The following is a 19837-nucleotide window of genomic DNA, read 5'->3' on the forward strand; positions in this document are numbered from 1 at the left end:
GCGGGTCAGCGGTCGGGGTCGCGCCAGCCCCGGCCGCGCTTCCACGGCCGTTCCGGGAGGTGCCACCCGCGGCCGGGCCGCTGCCAGCCGTGGTCGCGCCTGCGCGCCCGGTCCGGCCGCTGCCGGCCCCGGTCGCGCGTCCAGGAGCGCTCCGGCGGCTGCCAGGTCCCGGCGCGGTCCCGCCCGCGCCCCGCGCCCCGCTTCCGGGGGCCCTCGGCCGGCGGCGGGACGTAGCCGGGGATGCTCCCGCCGCCGAAGCGCTTCAGATCCGGGGCGGGGAAGGGGAGGGCCGGCCGGCCCCGCAGCGCGGCGGACACGGAGGCCGTCCAGATCGGGCCGGGCAGGGAGGCGCCCTGGACGCTGCCGTAGTACCGGCCGCCGATCACCACGTTCCGCAGCGGGTGGCGGTAGGAGCCGCGGATGTCGCCCACGCTGACCGCCGCGGCCAGCTGGGGGGTGTAGCCCGCGAACCAGGCCGAGGTGTACCCGTTGTTCGTCCCCGTCTTGCCCGCCGCCGGGCGGCCGATGCCCTGGCCCCGCATGGTGCCCCGGCTGAACACCCCGCTCAGCACGCGGTTCACCGCGTCGGCCACCCCGCGGTCGATCGCCTGGTGGCAGGCCGGCGGGACGGCGACCGGCCCGCCGTCGCGGTCGACGATCGCGGTGATCGCCGTCGGGCGGCAGTAGCGGCCCCGCGCGGCGAACGCGGCGTACGCCCCGGCGACCGTCAGCGGGTCCATCTCGTTGATCCCGAGGGTGAACGTGGGGACCTCCCGCAGCGGGGCGCCGTCCGCCCGGACGACGCCCAGCGCCCTGGCGGTCCGCACCACCGGGCAGAGGCCGACCCGCCGCTCCAGCATCATGAAGAAGACGTTCACCGACTTCCACGTCCCGCTGGAGAGGCTGAACGCCCCGCCCCGCCCGCCGCCGTCGGCGTTGAAGACCCTGGCGCCGGGGTCGTTGACCGGCCGGCCCCGGCAGTCGGTGAACCCCTGGCGGGGCACGAACCGGCCCGGGGTCACGAAGCCCCGGCCGAACCGCCAGCCCTGGCGCAGCGCGGTGGCCAGGGTGAACACCTTGAACGTGGAGCCGGCCTGCAGGCCCATCCCGCCGCCGTGGGCCGCGTCGGCGGGCAGGTTGAAGGTGGTGCGGGGGCCGTTCCTGCGGTCGCCGGGGTTGCGGCCGTAGCCCTTGCTCGCCGCCAGCGCCCGGATCCGCCCGGTGCCCGGCTCGACCATGGCCTCGGCCGCCACCTCGGTGTCGGCGGGGGAGACCCGCGCGCGGATCGCCCGCTCCGCCGCCCGCTGGGCGACCGGGTCCAGGGTGGTGCGGAGCACCAGGCCGCCGGTGGCCAGGCGGCGCTCGCGCTCGGCGCGGGTGTGCCCGAAGACCGGGTTGGTCAGCAGCTCCTGACGGACGTAGACGCAGAAGTAGGGGAAGGCGCTCGCGGCGCAGCCGCCCGGCTCGGGCCGCAGGCGGATGCCCAGCGGGGCCCTGCGGGCCGCGCGGGCCGCGGCCGGGCTGACGGCCCCGATCTCGGCCATCCGGTCGAGCACCAGGTCCCGGCGCTGCTTGAGCCGCCGCCGCTGCCGCTCGCCCAGCGACGGGTCCGTCCCGTACGGCGTGCGCACCGCCCCGGCCAGCGTCGCCGCCTGCGGCAGGGTCAGCCGGGAGGCCGGGACCGAGAAGAACCGCCGGGCGGCGGCCTCCACCCCGAACGCCCCCGCGCCGAAGTAGACGATGTTGAGGTAGCGCTCCAGGATCTGCGCCTTGGTGTACTTCTTCTCCAGCGCCAGCGCGTACCGCAGCTCGGTGATCTTCCGCTGCAGGTTCGGCGCCTGGGCCCGGTCCAGCTCGGCGTCGGTCTCGGCGCCGGCGACCAGGATGTTCTTCACCAGCTGCTGGGTGAGGGAGGAGCCGCCCTGCCGCACCCCGCCCGCCTGGGTGTTGGTGATCAGCGCGCGCAGCGTGCCCTTGACGTCCAGGCCGCCGTGCTCGTAGAACCGGGCGTCCTCGACGGCCACGATCGCCTTGCGCATCACGGGCGCGACGGCGCCCAGGCCCACGACCGTCCGGTTCTCCGTGTAGAACTGGGCGAACGGGCGGCCGCGGGAGTCCAGGAGCACGGTGCGTTCCGGGAGCGGGTCCTCGCGCGGCCCGGACGGCAGCTCCGCGAAGACGCCCGCCGCCTGCTCCGTCGCGAGGTCCGCGGCGCCGACCAGGGGCAGCGCCGCCGCCGTGGTCAGCAGCCCCGCGAGCAGCCCGCAGACCGCCAGGACGCACAGGCACGCGGCGGGGCCGCGCCTGGTGTCGTCGTCTCTCCGGTCACGTCGCGATGTCACAGAGAGTAAGGTGCGATCGGACGATCACCCCCAAACGCCCCGATCGTGAATCCTTACCCGCTCTGCACCTTCTCTCGACTGATCTGCAGTCCCAGCGAGGCGAACTGCTCGAACGGCCGGTGGTAGCCGCGCTCGATGTGGTGGACGCCGCGCAGCGTGGAGGTCCCCTCCGCGGCGGCGGCGGCCAGGACGGCGGAGAAGCCGGCCCGGATGTCGGGCAGCGTCACGTCGGCGCCGCGCAGCTTGGACACGCCCCGTACGACCGCCGAGTGCTTGGCGTTGGTGTCGTGGTAGCGGCACGCCGGGCCGCCGAGGCACACGTCGAAGACCTCGATCTCGCAGCCCATCTTCTGCAGCGCCGGCACGTAGACCAGCCGGTTCTCGAAGACCGTCTCGTGCAGCACCGACATGCCCTTGGCCTGCGTGAACAGGACCATCAGCGGGGTCTGCCAGTCGGTCATGAAACCCGGGTGGGTGTCGGTCTGCACCGCCGCCGCGCGCAGCCCGTCGGGCGCCGAGGCCGACAGGTAGTCGTCGGTGATGTCCAGCTGGGCGCCCATCCTGGCCAGCGTGGTGATCGCGGTGACGAGGCGGTCCTGCGGGCAGCCGTGCACCCGGACCTGACCGCCGGTGATCAGGCCGGCCGCCAGGTAGGAGAACGCCTCGATGCGGTCGCCGTTGAGCCAGGTGGACGCGCCGTGCAGCTTCTCCACGCCCTCGATCACGATGCGCCGGTCCGGGCTGAGCTCGATGAGCGCGCCCATGCGCTGCAGGAACAGGGCGAGCTCGACGACCTCCGGCTCGGTGGCCGCGCCCTTGAGCACGGTCTTGCCCTCGGCCAGCACGGCCGACATCAGGATCGTCTCGGTGGCGCCGACGCTCGGGTACGGCAGCTCGATCCGGGTCCCGCGCAGCCGCTTGGCCTTGGCGTGGATGCCGGTGTCGGTCACCTGGACCTCGGCGCCCATCGCGCGCAGCGCCTCGACGTGGAAGTCGACCGGCCGCCGGCCGATGGGGTCGCCGCCGACCAGCGGCACGAACGCCTCGCCGGCCAGGTGCAGCAGCGGGCCCAGCATCAGGATGGGGATCCGGTTGAGGCCGGTGAACGCCGCCGGCACGTGCGGGTTGATCTCGGGTCCCGGGGCGACGACGATCTCGCGCGGAGTGATCTCCACCTCGATGCCGAGCGCCCGCAGCATCTGCGCGGTGATGCCGACCTCGCCCACGTCGGGGGCGTTCTGGATCATGCTCTCGCCGGACCCCAGCATGGCGGCCACCATGTGCTTGGAGACGCCGTTCTTGGACCCGCGGACCTCGACGTCACCGCGGAGCGGGCCGGAGGGCTCGATCAGCCATACCTCTTCGTTCACCTGGACAGGGTAACGGGATTCGAACCGATGCTTTGGTCTAGACAACCGGAGGACTCCGGATGACCCCGGATGACTGGGTAACATCGGGCAGAGCGTCACATACTGGGGAGGTGCGGATTGCGCCACGCGCGTGACTTCGCCGTCACCGTGCTGATCCTGGCGGCGCTCGGAGTCGTCGCCGGCGTCCTGTGGTCGATCCTCGCCCCGCGCCCGCCGTACGTCGTGACCGGGCAGGGCCCGGTCCTGGCCGACCCCTCCACTCAGGCGCTCATCGCCGCCGACGGCTGGTTCGCCGTCGTCACCGGCGCGTGCGGGCTGGTGTGCGGCGCCGCGGGCTACAGCCTCTCGCGCCGGGGCCGGCCGCTGGCCGTGGTGCTCGGCCTGGCGGCGGGCGGGCTGCTGGCCGGACACCTGGCGACGGTGGTCGGCGGGGCGGTGAACCTCGGCGCGGTGCACGTGGCCGCCTCCGGCCGGAACCTGCCGGTGGTCGCCGGGCCGCTGGAGCTGACCGCGCGGGGGGTGCTGGTGGCCTGGCCGATGCTGGCCGCCGGGCTCTTCGCCGCGCTGGAGGGCCTGGCGGGCTACCGGGACTCGCCGCTGCGCCGTCCCTTCGGCGGCAGGGACCCCTACGGGCCGATCTCCTCCTACGACATCAGCGGCGGCGGACCGGCGCGGTAGCGGCGTCCGGCGGCCCTCGGCGGTTCTCCGGGCCGACCGTTCCCGGCGGCCCTCGACGCTCGGCGGCGCTCGGCGGATCTCAGCGGATCTCGGCGGTCCCCGGGGCGCCCGGGGGCAGGTCCGGCCTGCGCAGCCCGTGCCCGGTGGCCTGCTCGAAGGCGTGGGCCAGCCGGAGCACCCGCAGGTCGGCGAAGGGCCGGCCGACGATCTGCACGCCGACCGGGAGCCCGCCGGAGGTGAACCCGCACGGCACCGAGGCGGCCGGGGCGTGCAGCACGCTGACCCAGTAGGCCGAGCGCATCCAGGCCAGGTAGTCGGGGAGCGGCGCGCCGCCGATCTCCGTGACGTACGGCGCGTCCACCGGGAACGGCGGCACCTGGCTGACCGGCGCGAGCAGGAAGTCGTAGACGTCGAAGAACGCGCTCATCCGCTGGTAGAGGCCGCTGCGCAGCCGCTCGGCGCGGGCCAGGTCCGCCCCGGTCACCTCCCGGCCCCGCTCGACGTTCCACCGCACGTTCTCCCCCAGCCGCTCGGACGGCAGGTCGCCGTAGGAGAGCAGGTAGTACCAGGCGCGGTAGGTGCGGAACGCCTCCTCGGCGTCGGACAGGTCCAGCTCGACCCGCTCGACGTGCGCGCCCAGCCCCTCCAGCACCTCCGGGGCCCGCGCGGTGACGCGCGCGGTCTCGGCGTCCACCGGCAGGCCGCCCAGGTCCGGGCTCCAGGCCACCCGCAGCCCGGTCAGGTCCAGCAGGTCCAGCGGCTCGGTGAAGACCGCGCCGCTCTCGGCGACCGACAGCGGCGAGGCGGGGTCGAACCCGGCCACCACGCTCATCAGCAGCGTCAGGTCGGCGACGGTCCTGGCCATCGGGCCCGACACGCCCAGGGTGAACCAGGCGGCCGTCGGGGACGGCGAGGGCACCCGCCCCGGCGTCGGCCGCAGCCCCACCACGTTGCAGAACGAGGCCGGGTTGCGCAGCGAGCCGCCCATGTCGGAGCCGTCGGCCAGCGGGACCATCCCGCAGGCCAGCGCGGCGGCGGCCCCGCCGCTGCTCCCGCCGGCCGACCGCGACAGGTCGTAGGGGTTGCGGGTGGCGCCGAAGATCTCGTTGACCGTGTGCGAGCCGGTGCCGAACTCGGGGGTGTTGGTCTTGCCGACCGTGATCGCCCCGGCCCCGCGCATCCGCCGCACGATCAGCGCGTCGTGGTCGGGCACGTGGCCGGAGAAGATCGGCGAGCCGTACGTGGTGCGGATCCCCGCGGTGTCGGTCAGGTCCTTGTGCGCGACCGGCAGCCCGTGCAGCGACCCGCGCCAGACCCCGCGCGCCAGGTCCCGGTCGGCGGCCTGCGCCTCGGCGCGGGCGCGCTCGGCCGCCAGCGTGACGATCGCGTTGACCGCCGGGTTGGCCTCCTCGATCCGCCGCAGATGGGCCTCGAGCAGCTCTGCCGCGCTGACCTGCCGGGAGCGCAGCAGCTCCAGCATCTCGACGGCGGTCAGGTAGTGCATCACCCGCTCCTGCCGATGGGGGCCGCGACCGCCTGCGTCAGCCGCACCAGCGCGGCGGGGGCGGTCTCGATCTGCAGGCCGCGCCGCCCGGCGGAGAAGTAGACCGTCTCGAACGAAAGGGCCGAGGAGTCGACCACGGTCGGCAGCGGCCTGCGCTGTCCCAGCGGGCTGATCCCGCCCACCACGTAGCCGGTGACCCGCTCGACCTTGGCCGCGTCGGCCATCGCGGCGCGCTTGCCGCCCAGCGCCGCCGCCAGCGCCTTGAGGTCCAGCCTGCCGGCCACCGGTACCACCGCGACCGCCAGGCCGCCGTCGACCTCGGCCACCAGCGTCTTGAAGATGCGGTCGTAGGACACGCCGAGCGCGTCGGCGGCCTCCTCGCCGTAGGCCTGCGCGCCCGCGTCGTGCTCGTAGGGGTGCAGGACGAAATCCACTCCGGCCCGGCTCAGCGCCACCGTCGCCGGGGTGCCCTGGCCTCTGGCGTTCTTCGGCTTGCCCATGGCAGGAAGGGTAGCGACTCGGCGGGATCCACATTCGAATCTACAGTGTAAAGGGCGTCCGCATGCTGGAATGCGGACGGGAGCGGGTCCGCGGGCTCCGTAGACTGGACGGGTGATTTCCCGTACCGACCTGCGCGGTGCCCTCCCCGAGGACCTGCGCCACGTGCTGCCCCGTGCCGAACTCGACGTCGAAGCCGCCCTGGAGAAGGTCCGGCCCATCTGCGAGGACGTGCATCATCGCGGGGTCGCGGCGGTGCGGGAGTGGACGGCCCGGTTCGACGGCGTGGAGCTCGGCTCCACCCGGGTGCCCGCCGAGGCGGTCGCCCGGGCGCTGGAGGAGCTCGACCCCCGGGTCCGCGCGGCCCTGGAGGAGTCCATCCGCCGCGCCCGCCTGGTCCACCGCGACCAGCGCCGCGCCGACGTCACCACCCGGGTCGTGCCCGGCGGCACCGTCACCGAGCGCTGGGTCCCCGTCGGGCGCGTGGGCCTCTACGTCCCCGGCGGCCAGGCGGTCTACCCGTCCAGCGTCGTGATGAACGCGGTGCCCGCCCAGGAGGCCGGGGTCGCCTCGCTGGCGGTCACCTCGCCCGCGCAGAAGGAGTTCGGCGGGCTGCCGCACCCGGCGATCCTGGCCGCCTGCGCGCTGCTCGGGGTCGAGGAGGTCTACGCCGTCGGCGGCGCCCAGGCCGTGGCGATGTTCGCCTACGGCACCGAGGAGTGCGCCCCGGTGGACATGGTGACCGGCCCCGGCAACATCTGGGTCGCCGCGGCCAAGCGCCTGCTCAAGGGCCGCATCGGCATCGACTCCGAGGCCGGGCCCACCGAGATCGCCATCCTCGCCGACGCCACCGCCGACCCGGTGCACGTCGCCGCCGACCTGATCAGCCAGGCCGAGCACGACCAGATCGCCGCGGCGGTCCTGGTCACCGACTCGCCCGAGCTGGCCGACGCCGTGGAGAAGGAGCTGCCCGGCCGCGTCGCCGCGACCAAGCACGCCGAGCGCGTCACCGAGGCCCTGGCCGGCCGCCAGTCCGGCATCCTCCTCGTCGACGACCTGGAGGCGGGCCTGCGCGTCGTGGACGCCTACGCCGCCGAGCACCTGGAGATCCACACGGCCGACGCCGCCGCGCTCGCCGCCCGGGTCCGCAACGCCGGGGCGGTCTTCGTCGGCCCCTACGCGCCGGTCTCGCTCGGCGACTACCTCGCCGGCTCCAACCACGTGCTGCCCACCGGGGGCTGCGCCTGCCACTCCTCGGGGCTGTCGGTGCAGACCTTCCTGCGCGGCATCCACGTGGTGGAGTACGACCGCGAGGCGCTGGCCGGAGCCGCCGCCCACGTGTCCGTGCTCGCCGACGCCGAGGACCTGCCCGCGCACGGCGCCGCCGTCCGCGCCCGCTTCGCCCCGGGCGAGCTGCCCGCGCTCACCGACTGGGAGACCCCCGCATGAGGCCCGACGACGAAACCGGCACGCCGATCGGCGACGGCCCCGGCACGAGGCCCGGGGAGGGGCCCGGCACGAGGCCCGGGGAGGGGCCCGGCACGCCGATCGGCGACGGCCCCGGCACCAGGTCCGGCGACGGCCCGCGCGTGACGCTGGACGACCTGCCCGTCCGCGACGACCTGCGGGGCCGCACGCCGTACGGCGCGCCGCAGATCGACGTCCCGGTCCGGCTGAACACCAACGAGAACCCCTACGGGCCGTCCGCCGCCCTGGTCGCCGACCTCGCCGAGGCCGTACGGCGCGGCGCGGGCGAGCTCAACCGCTACCCCGACCGCGACGCCGTCGCCCTGCGCGAGGACCTGGCCGCCTACCTCGGCCACGGCCTGACCTCGGCGCGGGTGTGGGCCGCCAACGGCTCCAACGAGGTGCTCCAGCAGATCCTGCAGGCCTTCGGCGGTCCCGGCCGCAGTGCGCTGGGCTTCGAGCCGTCCTACTCGATGCACCCGATCATCACCACCGGGGCCTCGACCGAGTGGATCTCCGGGGCGCGCGAGGACGACTTCGGGATCGACCCGGACAAGGCCGTCGCGGCGATCGAGGAGCACCGGCCCGACGTCGTCTTCCTGACCTCGCCCAACAACCCGACCGGCACCGCCCTGGACCCGGCGGTGATCGCCCGGATCGTCGAGGCGGCGCCCGGCATGGTCGTGGTGGACGAGGCCTACGTCGAGTTCGCCCGCACCGGCACGCCGTCCGCGCTGACCCTGCTGCCGGACCACCCGCGGCTGATCGTCACCCGGACCATGTCCAAGGCCTTCGCCATGGCGGGCACCCGGCTCGGCTACCTCGCCGCCCATCCGGCGGTGATCGAGGCGCTGCTGCTGGTGCGCCTGCCGTACCACCTGTCCACGCTCACCCAGGCGGCGGCGCGCGTCGCGCTCGCGCACCGGGCCGAGCTGCTCGGCACCGTCGACACGCTGCGCGCCGAGCGGGACGCGACCGTGGCGTGGCTGCGCGGGCACGGGCTGACGGTCGCCGACTCCGACGCCAACTTCGTGCTCTTCGGCGTCTTCGACGACCGCCGCGCGGTCTGGGAGGGCCTGCTGGAGCGGGGGGTGCTGATCCGCGAGGTCGGTCCGCCCGGGTGGCTGAGGGTGTCCATCGGAACGGCTGAGGAGATGGCGGCGTTCCGCGCCGCCCTGGAAGGGATCCTGTGATGAGTGTTGCCGAAGGCCGCCCCGGCGGCGTCGGTCGTGTCGGTCGCGTCGAGCGCTCCACCAAGGAGACCTCGGTGCTGGTGGAGGTCGGCCTCGACGGCACCGGGATCGTCGACGTCTCCACCGGCGTGGGCTTCTACGACCACATGCTCAACCAGCTCGGCAAGCACGGCCTGTTCGACCTCACCGTCAAGACCGAGGGCGACCTGCACATCGACTCCCACCACACGATCGAGGACACCGCCATCGCGCTGGGCGAGGCGTTCCGCGAGGCGCTGGGCGACAAGTCGGGCATCCGGCGGTTCGGCAGCGCGTCCTGCCCGCTGGACGAGTCCCTGGCCCAGGTGACCGTGGACCTGTCCGGCCGGCCGTACCTCGTGCACAGCGAGCCGGAGAACATGGCGCCCATGATCGGCCCGGACTACGACACGACGCTGACCCGGCACATCCTGGAGTCGTTCGTCGCGCACGCCGCGATCTGTCTGCACGTGCACGTGCCGTACGGCCGCAACGCCCACCACATCGTGGAGGCCCAGTTCAAGGCGCTCGCGCGGGCGCTGCGCGAGGCCTGCGAGCCGGACCCGCGCTCCACCGGGGTGCCCAGCACCAAGGGCGTCCTGTGAGGGGCGATGAGCGATAACTGGACGGCCGTTGCGATGGCCTTCGTCGCCCTCTTCCTGGTGGGCGGCATCGTCTCCTTCCTCAAACAGGGACTGAAGAAGGGCGCGCTCCTGCTGGCCGCCCTCGCGGCCCTGGCGACCACAGCGGCGGTGCTCTGGTGGTGAAGCTCTGATGGGCAAGAACGTCACGGTCCTCGACTACGGCTCGGGCAACCTGCGCTCCGCGGAGCGCGCCCTGGCCCGGGTCGGCGCGGACGTCACGGTGACGTCCGACTACACGGCGGCGATGGAGGCCGACGGCCTGGTCGTCCCCGGCGTCGGCGCGTTCGCCGCCTGCATGGCCGGGCTGACGTCGGTGGCCGGCGACCGGATCGTCGCCCGCCGCCTGTCGGCCGGCCGGCCGGTGCTCGGCATCTGCGTCGGCATGCAGATCCTGTTCGAGACGGGGGTGGAGCACGGGGTGACCACCTCCGGCTGCGGCGAGTGGCCCGGCACGGTCGAGCGCCTCGACGCCCCGGTCCTGCCGCACATGGGCTGGAACACCGTCAAGGCGCCCGAGGGCACGGTGCTGTTCGACGGCGTCGACGCCGACGAGCGGTTCTACTTCGTGCACTCCTACGGCGTGCGCTCCTGGGAGCTGCAGGCCGGACCCGGGTTCACCGACCCGCTGGTGACCTGGGCCGAGCACGGCGTGCCGTTCGTCGCGGCGGTGGAGAACGGACCGCTCACGGCGACCCAGTTCCACCCCGAGAAGTCGGGCGACGCCGGGGCCCGCCTGCTGGCCAACTGGCTCGGCACGCTCGGATGAACGTCTCGCCCGGTTCGGTGCGGGGCGTTCGCCGGGGTGTTCCGCGGAGTGTCGGGCGGGGCGGCCGTCGTGAGTAAGGAGCGGGCCCGGCGCCGGGCCGAGCGGGAGGCCGAGCAGGCCCGGCAGGCCGCGCTGCGCGCCGAGCGGCAGGCCCGGACCGCCCGCCGGCGGCGGCTGCTGGGCAAGGTCACGGCCCCCGCCGTCGCGCTGCTGCCGCGCCGGCCGGTGCGGATCGCCGGGCAGCGCGGCGTCATCGCCCGCCGCCGCCGCACGCAGAACGGCGTGGTGGCGGTGCTGTTCCTCATCGTCCAGGTGATCGCATGGCTGATCTGGTCCTCGTGGGCCGCCAGGCTCGGCGTGCTCCTGCTGTCCCTGCTGCTCGTCCCGGTGCTCGTCACCGTCGTATTCGACCGGAGGTCCTGAAAAGATGTCGCTAGAGCTGCTGCCCGCCGTGGACGTCGCCGACGGCCAGGCGGTCCGCCTGGTCCAGGGCGAGGCCGGAACCGAGACGTCCTACGGTGATCCGCTCTCGGCCGCGCTCGCCTGGCAGGAGGCGGGGGCCGAGTGGATCCACCTGGTCGACCTGGACGCGGCGTTCGGCCGGGGCTCCAACCGGGAGCTGCTGGCATCCGTGGTCAAGGCGGTCGACGTCAAGGTCGAGATGTCCGGCGGCATCCGCGACGACGTCTCGCTGGAGCTCGCCCTGGCCACCGGTTGCCGCCGCGTCAACATCGGCACCGCGGCCCTGGAGGACCCCGCCTGGTGCTCGAAGATCATCTCCGAGTACGGCGACCGCGTCGCGATCGGCCTGGACGTGCGCGGCACCACCCTGGCCGGCCGCGGCTGGACCAAGGAGGGCGGCGACCTGTGGGAGGTGCTGGAGCGGCTGGAGGCCGACGGCTGCTCCCGCTACGTCGTCACCGACGTCACCAAGGACGGCACCCTGACCGGGCCCAACCTCGACCTGCTGCGCGAGGTCTGCTCCCGCACCGGCAAGCCGGTCGTCGCCAGCGGCGGCATCTCCTCCCTCGACGACCTGCGCGCCCTGGCGGCGCTGGTCCCGGCCGGGGTGGAGGGCGCGATCATCGGCAAGGCCCTGTACGCCGGGGCGTTCACCCTGGAGGAAGCCCTGGCCGCCGTCTCCTGAGACCCCGGACCCCCGGACCCCCGGCTCTCAGGCCTCGGGCCCCGGTCCTTCGCGCCCGGGTCTCGCCTCCGGTCTCTTCCGGACCCCTCTAGTGAAAGGAGCCCGCGCGTGAGCGTCGCGGTGCGAGTGATCCCCTGCCTGGACGTGGACGCCGGCCGGGTGGTCAAGGGCGTCAACTTCGAGAACCTGCGCGACGCCGGCGACCCGGTCGAGCTGGCCCGGCGCTACGACGCCGAGGGCGCCGACGAGCTGACGTTCCTGGACATCACCGCCTCCAGCTCCGACCGGTCGACGATGTACGACGTGGTGCGCCGTACGGCCGAGCAGGTGTTCATCCCGCTGACCGTGGGCGGGGGGGTGCGCGCGGTCGAGGACGTCGACCGGCTACTGCGCGCCGGGGCGGACAAGGTGTCGCTGAACACCGCCGCCATCGCCCGGCCGGAACTGCTGACCGAGGCCTCCCGGCGGTACGGCGCGCAGTGCATCGTGCTCTCGGTGGACGCCCGCCGGGTCACAGGTGGCCCGCCGACCGCGTCCGGGTTCGAGGTGACCACGCACGGCGGACGCCGGGGCACCGGCATCGACGCGGTGGAGTGGGCGCGGCGGGGCGAGGAGCTGGGCGTGGGGGAGATCCTGCTCAACTCCATGGACGGCGACGGCACCCGCGACGGCTACGACCTGGAGATGCTCCGCGCCGTCCGCGCGGCCGTCTCCGTCCCGGTCATCGCCAGCGGCGGGGCCGGGGCCGTGGAGCACTTCGCCCCGGCGGTGGAGGCGGGGGCGGACGCGGTCCTGGCGGCCTCGGTGTTCCACTTCGGCCAGCTCAAGATCGCCGACGTGAAGGACGCCCTCCGCACCGCGGGCCACCCGGTCCGCTGACGTCTTCCCGGCTGGGTCCGTTGTCCGTGCGGTGGCTGGTGCTGGTGCTGGTGCTGGTGTGCACTGCGGAGGTCCGGAGGTCCGGAGCGGGGAGTCTCCGGCGGGCCGGAAGCGTCTAGGATTCAGGTCGGGAATTCGTGTACGGCGAGGCGAGGAGGAAGCGGGATGCCGGATGATTCCAGGACGTTCAGCGAACTCCTCGCGCTGGCGGCGGAGCGTGACGGCTACAAGGTCGAGTGGTATGCCGGGAAGATCGTCATGCAGGCCTCCGCATCGGCCTTCCACAATCTGATCGTCAGCGAGACGATCAGGCAGATCCCGTCCGACAAGTGGTGGGCGCTGCCCGACATGGGGGTCGGCACCCCGGGGGATCACCGCGGCCCGCAGCCCGACATCGTGATCATCCCGTCCCACAGCCTCGCCGGTGACGAGAACCCGGTCCGTAAGGAGATCGTCGCGGCGGTCGTCGAAGTGGTGTCGAAGAACACCCGTTCCGAGGACTACGGCGACAAGCCCGAGATGTACGCCTCGATGAGGATCCCCGTCTATGTGATCATCGATCGCAAGTGCGAGACCGTGCGCGTCTTCAGCGAGCCCGACGTCAACCGCTACACCCGGGAGAGCGTCAGCGCCTTCGGCAAGCCGTTCACCCTCCCCGAGCCCATGCTGCTGACGATCGACACGGACGCCTACCCGGCCGCTTCCTGAGCCGTCTCCACCCGTGTGTGCGGTTGCGGAGCGGACGGCTATGCGAGCGTTCCGGGGTCGATGGTCAGGGGGACGGGGCCGGGCAGGGCGGCGGCGGTGCCGGGAGTGAGGGCGGCCGCCTGGCGGTAGAGATCGCCGTCGAGCCGGTGGACGTCGATGACCAGGGTGTTCTGGTCGATGATCCAGTACCACTCGCACTTGGTTCGGGCGTAGCGGTTCATCTTGGTGAGCCGGTCGCGGTTGGAGTTGGTGGACGTGACCTCCGCGAGGACCTCGATCTCGTGCGGTTCCACATAGAGGTCGCTGTCGGTGTCCCGGCGGAAGACGGCGACGTCGGGGGCGAACACGGTGTCGGAGTTGAGGCGGTAGTTGACCGGTCCCTCCACGTCCAGCTCCAGGTCGTTGTCCCGGATGCACGCCTCGACGGCGTTGATGAGACGGCGGGCGATGCGCTGGTGGCGGATCGAGGGGGCGGGGGTCATGACGATGCAGCCGTCCTCGAGTTCGAAGCGGCGGCCGATGTCGCCGAAGTCGTGGTTCATGAACTCATCCGCGCTCCAGTAGCGAGGAGGGCCGGGGAGCACCTCGCAGGGATCGGACTCATGCGCAACGGTCATGCCCACCACGCTAGCGGGGTTCCCCGGTGCCTCAAAGCGTGATCGACCGAATGAGCAGCGGATTCACCGGTGGGAGACGGTCGTTCACCCGCCATGTCCTTCTCGGGCCGAGTGGTGTTCGGAGAGGGCTCCAGGTGATCGGGGCGCTGGGCGGCCGCGATCTCCGTGCGTAGGGTGGGAACGGTGGATCACCTTCGAGGAGGGGCGTTCGCCATGGGACCGGAGCCGCCTGGGACGTCGGGGAGCGGGGTGTCGTCGGACGCCTTCTCGGGGATCGACCCGGAGTCGATGGCGCGGTTCATCGCCTCGATGGAACGGGCCCGCGAGACGCTGGGCGCCGGGATCCCGCGGATCGTGAGCGCTCTGGAGGCCGTGGACGTGGACCGGAGCGCGGTGGCGCAGCTGCGTGAGGCCGAGGGGTGGGTGGCGGAGCAGCTGCCCGAGCTGCGCAGGCGCAACGATCTGATCAGGAAGGGCGAGCAGGCGGCGGACTGGGCGCCGGGGCTGGTCGCGTTCGACGAGGGGGCGTACGTGACGGCCGGGGAGGCGGCGGCGCAGGGACGCAGGCTCGCCGAGCGGTTCGCCGGGATGCGGCCCGAGATGGACAGCAACTACTCCAATCACTACGACGAGCTGGGCGCCCTCCTCGACGAGCTCGCCGCGCGGCGGCACGACCCCGACTTCACCGCCGCGTTCCTCGCCGCCGCCGGTCTCGGGGGCGCGACGACCATCGTGGAGAAGCTCCGGCGGCACGGCCTGGAGACGACGTCCGCGCACCGCCGGGCGCTGGCCGAGGCGGTCAACACGGCGGTGACGAAGCGTCCCGACGCGCTCGGGGCGGAGTGGAGGCCGGAGAGCCTCGCGAGCCTTCCGGCGGGAGTGCTGGGAGTGCTGGTCGCCCGGGGCCGCTACTCCGGCCGGTGGCTGTCGGAACTGGTCCGCCCGCAGGTCGGCAAGGCCGTGGAGAGCGCCAGGGGCAGGGAGCACCGGCGCTGGGTGACCGGACTGACCCCGTTCCTGTCCGCGCTGGCGGACAATCCGGAGGTCGCCCGGGACCTGCTCAACGACCTGCCGCGCGAGGACCTCGTCGACCTGTTCTCCGAGCTGAACCGGTCCGTCTCGCGGGACTTCGACGTCCCGGTGGAGTTCGGCCGGATGCTCGCCGCCGGGGCGGGGGTCTTCGAGGAGCGCTCGCCGGACGCCGCCGCCGCGAAGTTCGCCTTCAACGTGATGACGACCATGGGGAGCCTCCGTACGCCGCCGGACATCCTGGCCGCCAGGAGTTCGTCCATGGAGGTCGCGGAGGGGACGCGGACCTTCCTGGCGATGATCGCCGGCGCCTATCCCGCCGAGATGATCGACGGGGCGCACCGCGGCGACGCCAACCGGACGAAGGGCAGCGCCTTCGCCGAGGGCGGCGGGACCATGCCGGGCATCGAGCCGAAGTTCCGGCTGAGTCCCGACGACACCTACCTGTTCATGAAGACGTTCGCCGACACGGACGCGCGCCTGAAACCGTTCGAGGAGGGCATGGGCCGGTTCACCCGGGTGCTGCTGGACGACGCGCTGAGGAAGGACGCCGGCGGGGGGATCGAGAACCTCTCCCGGCTGTTCAGCGGGCTGGGCTACGTGTACGGCACGCAGCTCGCCGCCGCGGAGGAGGTGCGTAAAGGACTGGACGAGGCGGACCAGGCGCGCAACGACCGGTTGAAGCTGGCCTCGGACGCGCTCTTCGGGGTGGCGGGGGCGGCGGTGCCCGCGAAGGTGACGGAGCAGGCGCTCTGGATCACCTTCAGTCTCGGGGCCTCGGAGGGGCTGGGGGCTCTCGCCGAGATCGACGACACACGGGTGAAGGCGCTGGACGACAGGGAGCGCGTCGGCACACTGGGCCGGAGCCACTGGATCCTGCACGAGCTGCACCGGGCGGGGTTCGCCTACGCGGTGCCGCCGGACGCCCCGGAGTTCGCCGAACCGCCGATCACCGACGCCGAGGGGAAGATCCTCCCTTTCTCCACGCTCGTCGCCGACCCGGAGACCCTGAAGAACTTCAACAACTGGATGATCGCTAACGGGTCCGGTAGCTGGGACACCACCCAAGCGGCACAGGCAGCGGACGATCTCAGTGATTGGTTCAACGGCGCAAAGGAACAAGCCCAGCGGGAATCCGAGCATTACGAGAGATCTCAGAAGGTTACTCCAAGTCCAAGCAGTCAGTCTCCCCCAAAATCTTAAATCGGGACTCCGGTGATGTCGTGGCAGTTATCTTGGTGTGTGCGGTCTGGTTTTCGAAGTCCTCTTTTGGGATACTGAGGTCGCTCTGTTTGGACTCATATCCATAATCATCGAGTTTGTATGTCAGCACACCTAGCGAGGCCGTGACGTCGCTCGACTTCAGTCCCATAGTTCCCGAGGCTTCATAGACCCTCTTCGCTTTCCCCTCTCCGCAGGGAAGGCTTTTCCCGTTGGTGTCGTTGAGTTTGAAATTCTCGGCTCGTACGTGTTGAGCCATACGCTCGATGTCGGCTTTCAGTTTTACTGCTGCCTGGTTCACCGTGGGTTCTGCCTCTCCGCACGCTCCAACGGACAACCCGCACAGGATGATCGCGATGGCCGCAGGAGTCAAACGGGATGTGTGTGAGGGGCGTGGGGGAGTCACAGATTCTCCATTCGTGTCACTCTGATCCAATTTGATCGGATGACGATTCATCTGGATGAATGATCGATGATGGAAAGCGCTCGGAGGTGTTCGTCCAGGTCGCGGACGCGGCGGTTCTCGGCCCAAGGCTGGAGTTCGGCACGGGTCTGCCGGACAGCGTGGGCGAGTCTGGTGGAGCTGTGGGCGGTGACTATCTGGGCGGCCTTGCCGATCATCGCGGCGGCTTCGGGAATCTCGCGTTTCTGGACCAGCGCGGTGGCGTATCTCAGTTGCAGGATGCCGCGCTCCCGGAGAAGGCCGGAGTCCATTGTGGCGAGTCGTTGTTTCACCTCGGATATCGCCCGATCGGTCCGTTTGAGGTCGATCAGGCAGGACGTGCCATGCGCGGCGACGCAGTCCGGCGTGAGCCAGGAGAGGTGCTGCAGATCGGATCGGCCTCGGCTGCTGCCCGCCAGGTCGGTGGCGCGATCGAGAAGGCGGAGGGAGTTCTCGTCGCGCTTCACGGTGGAGAGCACCCGGGCCACCTGGATGGAGGTCGCCGCCTGCTGGAGGCGATTGCCGCTCTCTCTGGCCCACCCTTCGGCGGCGAAGGCGTGGTCCAATGCGATGGTGGGCTTCTTCTGGTGCAGTGCCATGTGGGCGAGCAGTCCGTGCAAGTGGGCGATGTGGGCGGGAGAGCGTAGTTCGTGGGCCGCTGCCAGTCCTTCGTGGTACCGGCGGGCGGCGCCCGTGTAGTCCATCAGGTCGAAACCGCTCCACCCGGCGATGAGGGAGAGAGCCCAGTACAGACGCAGGAGGCGGTCGCGGAGGGCCGGGGTGAGGGAGGCCTGGGTGAGCAGGTCGGCGACCAGGGTGCGCTCGGCCTCGGCGGTCGGGAGGACCTGGGCGGGGCCGTGGGACTCGTCCATCGCCCAGAGCCGGGCGGTGAGCCGTTCCAGCAGGTCGAGCGCGCCGGGGTCGAGCGGGCCGCGCCGACGGGCGGCGGCGGCCAGGCGTTCCCGCTCGGGCGGGGTGAGGTGGCGGAGCAGGGCCAGCGCGGGCGTGCCGCCGAGGACGAGGGCCAGCTCGAACAACAGCTCGCGTCGTCTCACGTCGGCCTCCTCGGCGCTCAGTGCACGGAGCAGTTCGGCGCAGTCGGCGGGGCCCGGGGCCGGGACCCGTGCGCGGGCCGCCTCCGGCTCCATGCTGCCACGGATGCCGGGGACGGACACCTGTCCGCAGAAGGGGGATCCGGTGACGCCCGGGGAGCCGGTGGTCAGGGCGGTGCCCGGTGCGGTAGCCGGTACGGGGGGCGATGCGAGGGGCGGCGCGGTGCCCGGTGCGGGGGCCGGGCGGCGGCGGTGGTGCGGGTCCAGGTGGCGGTGGTCGGCGCGGTCGAGGAGGTCGCGGTCGCGCACGCCGTACGAGGCGTAGACCTCGGCGGTCAGCAGGCGGCGGGCGGTCGTCCGGTAGACGCGGGCGAAGATCGCGATCGAGCGGGCGGGGGCGCGGCGGCCGGTCTGCGGCCAGGCCTCGTAGTCGTACAGCCGGGCCTCGCGCAGGCAGGCCGTGCCCGCCGGGTCGAGGTCGTTGTAGGCGGCCACCACGTCGGCGGCGGTGCGGCCGTGGGCGTAGCGGTACAGGCGCAGCGGGCTGACGGGGTGGTCCAGGGCCAGGACGTCGGCGATCTGGTCGAAGGTGAACGACCGGGCGCGCAGCGCCTCGGCCCGCCGCCGGCAGTCGAGCAGGGTCCGGTAGCCCTCACCTGACATGGCCTCTCCTCCACCTCGATCTCCACGGATCGTATGCGAACGGTCACGGACCATGACGGCTCCGGCGGGAAGTGGGGATGTCCCGGTGGGCGGGGCGGCGTTCGCGCAGGTCGGGAGGGTGGGGATACGGGGTGGTCCGGGAGGGCGGAGTGGGGGGAGACGCGCCGGGCGGGAGGCGGCACCGTTGCGGAGGCGCTGATCATCGGGGCTTCGGAGGCAGGGAGGCCCCGATCACCCCGGCGTCCCCGAGTCCCCGGACCCGGCCGCGACCCGGCCGCGACCCGGCCACCGAAGAGGAGAGACGATGCACGCTGCCCGTCACGACGTCCCCCCGGAGCTGATCGACGCGATGATCGGGCTCTTCCCCGGCGGGCTGACCTGGCGGCGGACCTTCCCCGGCCGGCCGGAGCAGGCGGCGCAGGCCCGGAGCTTCGTCGGGTTCCTGCTCGCCGACTCGCCGCGCCGCGCGGACGCCGAGCAGATCGTCGCCGAGCTCGCCGCCAACGCCGTCCGCCACACGGACAGCGGCAGGCCGCACGGCACGTTCGTCGTGGAGCTCGGCCGTACGACCGCGGTGATCACGATCACCGTCCGCGACTGCGGCGGGGGAGGCGTCCCGGCCTTCGGGCGGCGCCCGGACGCGGCCGGCGAGAGCGGCCGGGGTCTGCTGCTGGTGGCCGCCCTGGCCGATCGGGCCGGCTGCCGGGGCGGGCGGGACACCGGTCACGCCGTCTGGGCCGAGCTCGGTCCGGAGTGACCGGCGCCCCCGGGTCCGTGCGGCCGGAGCGCCGACCGGGACGGGAACGGCGGGCCGGCCCCGCGGTGCGGGGACCGGTGTTTGATCGCCGGAGCCATGGGGAGAGGTTCACGCGCGGCGCGGCGGTGCGCCGTGCGGGACCACGGAGAGCGAGATGACCAGGAGGTCGGGAATGCTCGGAACATCGGCTCGGCGGACGGCGGCGGCCGCACTGGCGATGGCCGCCTTCACCGGACTGCTCGGCGGTTGCGGCGGCGGTGGCGAGGACGACGGGGACGGACCGGACGTGGTCGAGACCTCGGCGCCCGGCGTCGAGAACGACGGAGAGACGGACAACGACGGAGACGGCGACTGACGTCGCGGGGCCGGGGGTGCCGCGCTCCCGGATGGGGCCTTCGGGAGCGCGGGAGAAGAAGGGATCGGGGCGAAGCGGGCCTTCGCCGGCGGTCAGCTCAGTACGTTCGTGAAGAACAGGGCCAATCGGTCGGCCCCCTGGATGATGCCGTCGAAGACCCCGTTGACCGCTGACGCGGCCTCGGCGGGTCGGCTGAACAGATAAAAGGCCACGAACGCCACCGCTGCGTAGGTGGCGATCTTCTTGACCTGCATGGGGGCCTCCTGCAGTTCCATTCCCAGCCGTATATACCCTGATTTTAAGGATCTCTGGCATCTTCGGCCCGGGTGGCTCCCGGATCTTGATGATCATACCTGGCGCGCCGGGGCGAGCCATGGCCGGATCACGGGATTGGCATGGTCGGTCCCCTCCCCGTCATGGTGCGGGTGAGCGCCGCCGTTGTCCAACCCGGAGTGCAAGGTATATCGGAAGGGCGACCGGCGGCAGC

General features: G+C 72.7%; 21 protein-coding genes. 13 read left to right on the top strand and 8 right to left on the bottom strand.

The window, feature by feature from the left end:
• Nucleotides 1–5: 5 nt before the first annotated feature.
• Nucleotides 6–2342 carry a transglycosylase domain-containing protein gene (locus HS045_RS25035; RefSeq protein ID WP_196453930.1) on the bottom strand — a complete coding sequence of 779 codons (2337 nt, stop codon included), beginning with the start codon at nucleotides 2340–2342 and terminating at the stop codon, nucleotides 6–8.
• A gap of 53 nt (nucleotides 2343–2395) precedes the next feature.
• Nucleotides 2396–3712 (bottom strand): UDP-N-acetylglucosamine 1-carboxyvinyltransferase, encoded by a 1317-nt coding sequence (murA, locus tag HS045_RS25040; RefSeq protein WP_196453931.1) that lies wholly within the window; start codon nucleotides 3710–3712, stop codon nucleotides 2396–2398.
• Nucleotides 3713–3829: 117 nt separating this feature from the next.
• On the opposite strand from murA, the gene HS045_RS25045 reads away from it, so the two are divergent.
• On the top strand, nucleotides 3830–4390 hold the full coding sequence (locus HS045_RS25045; RefSeq protein WP_196453932.1) for a hypothetical protein: 561 nt from the start codon (nucleotides 3830–3832) through the stop codon (nucleotides 4388–4390).
• 79 nt (nucleotides 4391–4469) lie between these two features.
• Here the strand turns inward: HS045_RS25045 and HS045_RS25050 are convergent, their stop codons facing one another.
• Together HS045_RS25050 and ybaK are read right to left on the bottom strand one after the other, a co-directional pair.
• Nucleotides 4470–5894, bottom strand: coding sequence for an amidase (locus HS045_RS25050; protein WP_196453933.1), 1425 nt, complete (start codon nucleotides 5892–5894; stop codon nucleotides 4470–4472).
• Nucleotides 5894–6394, bottom strand: a complete 501-nt coding sequence (gene ybaK, locus HS045_RS25055; RefSeq protein WP_196453934.1) for a Cys-tRNA(Pro) deacylase — start codon at nucleotides 6392–6394, stop codon at nucleotides 5894–5896. Before ybaK ends, HS045_RS25050 begins: the two co-directional genes overlap by 1 nt.
• Before the next feature lie 112 nt (nucleotides 6395–6506).
• Here ybaK and hisD point away from each other — a divergent pair, with 112 nt between their 5' ends.
• The 9 genes from hisD to HS045_RS25100 all read left to right on the top strand — a co-directional run bounded on the left by hisD (nucleotide 6507) and on the right by HS045_RS25100 (nucleotide 13214).
• Nucleotides 6507–7841 (top strand): histidinol dehydrogenase, encoded by a 1335-nt coding sequence (gene hisD / locus HS045_RS25060; protein WP_196453935.1) that lies wholly within the window; start codon nucleotides 6507–6509, stop codon nucleotides 7839–7841.
• Between the two features lie 140 nt (nucleotides 7842–7981).
• A complete protein-coding gene (locus HS045_RS25065; RefSeq protein ID WP_196454459.1) occupies nucleotides 7982–9052 on the top strand; it encodes a histidinol-phosphate transaminase in 1071 nt (356 codons plus the stop codon).
• Complete coding sequence (hisB, locus tag HS045_RS25070) at nucleotides 9052–9675, top strand: imidazoleglycerol-phosphate dehydratase HisB (RefSeq protein ID WP_196453936.1); 624 nt, start codon at nucleotides 9052–9054, stop codon at nucleotides 9673–9675. Before HS045_RS25065 ends, hisB begins: the two co-directional genes overlap by 1 nt.
• A 6-nt stretch (nucleotides 9676–9681) precedes the next feature.
• Nucleotides 9682–9837, top strand: coding sequence for a hypothetical protein (locus tag HS045_RS25075; protein ID WP_196453937.1), 156 nt, complete (start codon nucleotides 9682–9684; stop codon nucleotides 9835–9837).
• Nucleotides 9838–9844: 7 nt separating this feature from the next.
• Nucleotides 9845–10480 (top strand): imidazole glycerol phosphate synthase subunit HisH, encoded by a 636-nt coding sequence (gene hisH / locus HS045_RS25080; RefSeq protein WP_196453938.1) that lies wholly within the window; start codon nucleotides 9845–9847, stop codon nucleotides 10478–10480.
• A 69-nt stretch (nucleotides 10481–10549) separates the two neighbouring features.
• Nucleotides 10550–10903 (top strand): hypothetical protein, encoded by a 354-nt coding sequence (locus HS045_RS25085; protein WP_196453939.1) that lies wholly within the window; start codon nucleotides 10550–10552, stop codon nucleotides 10901–10903.
• A 4-nt stretch (nucleotides 10904–10907) separates the two neighbouring features.
• The gene (gene priA, locus HS045_RS25090) at nucleotides 10908–11627 is read left to right on the top strand and encodes a bifunctional 1-(5-phosphoribosyl)-5-((5-phosphoribosylamino)methylideneamino)imidazole-4-carboxamide isomerase/phosphoribosylanthranilate isomerase PriA (protein ID WP_196453940.1); all 720 of its coding nucleotides are present in this window, start codon (nucleotides 10908–10910) and stop codon (nucleotides 11625–11627) included.
• Between the two features lie 108 nt (nucleotides 11628–11735).
• Nucleotides 11736–12506: an imidazole glycerol phosphate synthase subunit HisF gene (gene hisF, locus HS045_RS25095; protein ID WP_196453941.1), complete on the top strand. Its 771-nt coding sequence runs from the start codon at nucleotides 11736–11738 to the stop codon at nucleotides 12504–12506.
• Nucleotides 12507–12671: 165 nt separating this feature from the next.
• Entirely contained in the window at nucleotides 12672–13214 is a 543-nt protein-coding gene (locus tag HS045_RS25100) for a Uma2 family endonuclease (protein WP_196453942.1), read from the top strand.
• A gap of 38 nt (nucleotides 13215–13252) precedes the next feature.
• On the opposite strand, the gene HS045_RS25105 is transcribed toward HS045_RS25100, so the two are convergent.
• Entirely contained in the window at nucleotides 13253–13831 is a 579-nt protein-coding gene (locus HS045_RS25105) for a Uma2 family endonuclease (protein WP_196453943.1), read from the bottom strand.
• Between the two features lie 183 nt (nucleotides 13832–14014).
• Between HS045_RS25105 and HS045_RS25110 the strand changes: the two genes are divergently transcribed.
• On the top strand, nucleotides 14015–16063 hold the full coding sequence (locus tag HS045_RS25110; protein WP_196453944.1) for a hypothetical protein: 2049 nt from the start codon (nucleotides 14015–14017) through the stop codon (nucleotides 16061–16063).
• Here HS045_RS25110 and HS045_RS25115 read toward each other — a convergent pair.
• Nucleotides 16023–16382, bottom strand: a complete 360-nt coding sequence (locus HS045_RS25115; RefSeq protein WP_196453945.1) for a hypothetical protein — start codon at nucleotides 16380–16382, stop codon at nucleotides 16023–16025. The two genes, HS045_RS25110 and HS045_RS25115, sit on opposite strands and share 41 nt — an antisense overlap.
• A 152-nt stretch (nucleotides 16383–16534) precedes the next feature.
• A complete protein-coding gene (locus tag HS045_RS25120; protein ID WP_196453946.1) occupies nucleotides 16535–18238 on the bottom strand; it encodes a hypothetical protein in 1704 nt (567 codons plus the stop codon).
• Nucleotides 18239–18542: 304 nt separating this feature from the next.
• Here HS045_RS25120 and HS045_RS25125 point away from each other — a divergent pair, with 304 nt between their 5' ends.
• Together HS045_RS25125 and HS045_RS25130 are read left to right on the top strand one after the other, a co-directional pair.
• Nucleotides 18543–18995, top strand: a complete 453-nt coding sequence (locus tag HS045_RS25125) for an ATP-binding protein (protein ID WP_196453947.1) — start codon at nucleotides 18543–18545, stop codon at nucleotides 18993–18995.
• Nucleotides 18996–19167: 172 nt separating this feature from the next.
• On the top strand, nucleotides 19168–19350 hold the full coding sequence (locus HS045_RS25130; protein ID WP_196453948.1) for a hypothetical protein: 183 nt from the start codon (nucleotides 19168–19170) through the stop codon (nucleotides 19348–19350).
• Between the two features lie 92 nt (nucleotides 19351–19442).
• On the opposite strand, the gene HS045_RS25135 is transcribed toward HS045_RS25130, so the two are convergent.
• Nucleotides 19443–19604, bottom strand: a complete 162-nt coding sequence (locus HS045_RS25135; RefSeq protein ID WP_196453949.1) for a hypothetical protein — start codon at nucleotides 19602–19604, stop codon at nucleotides 19443–19445.
• Between the last annotated feature and the right edge of the window lie 233 nt (nucleotides 19605–19837).

The sequence above is a fragment of the Planomonospora sp. ID82291 genome (genome assembly GCF_015711645.1).
Classification (GTDB): Bacteria; Actinomycetota; Actinomycetes; order Streptosporangiales; family Streptosporangiaceae; genus Planomonospora.

Coding starts and splice junctions, on each gene's coding strand:
- HS045_RS25050 (WP_196453933.1), bottom strand. CDS start 5,894: ATGCACTACCTGACCGCCGTCGAGATGCTGGAGCTGCTGCGCTCCCGG.
- ybaK (WP_196453934.1), bottom strand. CDS start 6,394: ATGGGCAAGCCGAAGAACGCCAGAGGCCAGGGCACCCCGGCGACGGTG.
- hisB (WP_196453936.1), top strand. CDS start 9,052: ATGAGTGTTGCCGAAGGCCGCCCCGGCGGCGTCGGTCGTGTCGGTCGC.
- HS045_RS25075 (WP_196453937.1), top strand. CDS start 9,682: ATGAGCGATAACTGGACGGCCGTTGCGATGGCCTTCGTCGCCCTCTTC.
- hisH (WP_196453938.1), top strand. CDS start 9,845: ATGGGCAAGAACGTCACGGTCCTCGACTACGGCTCGGGCAACCTGCGC.
- priA (WP_196453940.1), top strand. CDS start 10,908: ATGTCGCTAGAGCTGCTGCCCGCCGTGGACGTCGCCGACGGCCAGGCG.
- HS045_RS25100 (WP_196453942.1), top strand. CDS start 12,672: ATGCCGGATGATTCCAGGACGTTCAGCGAACTCCTCGCGCTGGCGGCG.
- HS045_RS25105 (WP_196453943.1), bottom strand. CDS start 13,831: ATGACCGTTGCGCATGAGTCCGATCCCTGCGAGGTGCTCCCCGGCCCT.
- HS045_RS25120 (WP_196453946.1), bottom strand. CDS start 18,238: ATGTCAGGTGAGGGCTACCGGACCCTGCTCGACTGCCGGCGGCGGGCC.
- HS045_RS25125 (WP_196453947.1), top strand. CDS start 18,543: ATGCACGCTGCCCGTCACGACGTCCCCCCGGAGCTGATCGACGCGATG.
- HS045_RS25130 (WP_196453948.1), top strand. CDS start 19,168: ATGCTCGGAACATCGGCTCGGCGGACGGCGGCGGCCGCACTGGCGATG.
- HS045_RS25135 (WP_196453949.1), bottom strand. CDS start 19,604: ATGCAGGTCAAGAAGATCGCCACCTACGCAGCGGTGGCGTTCGTGGCC.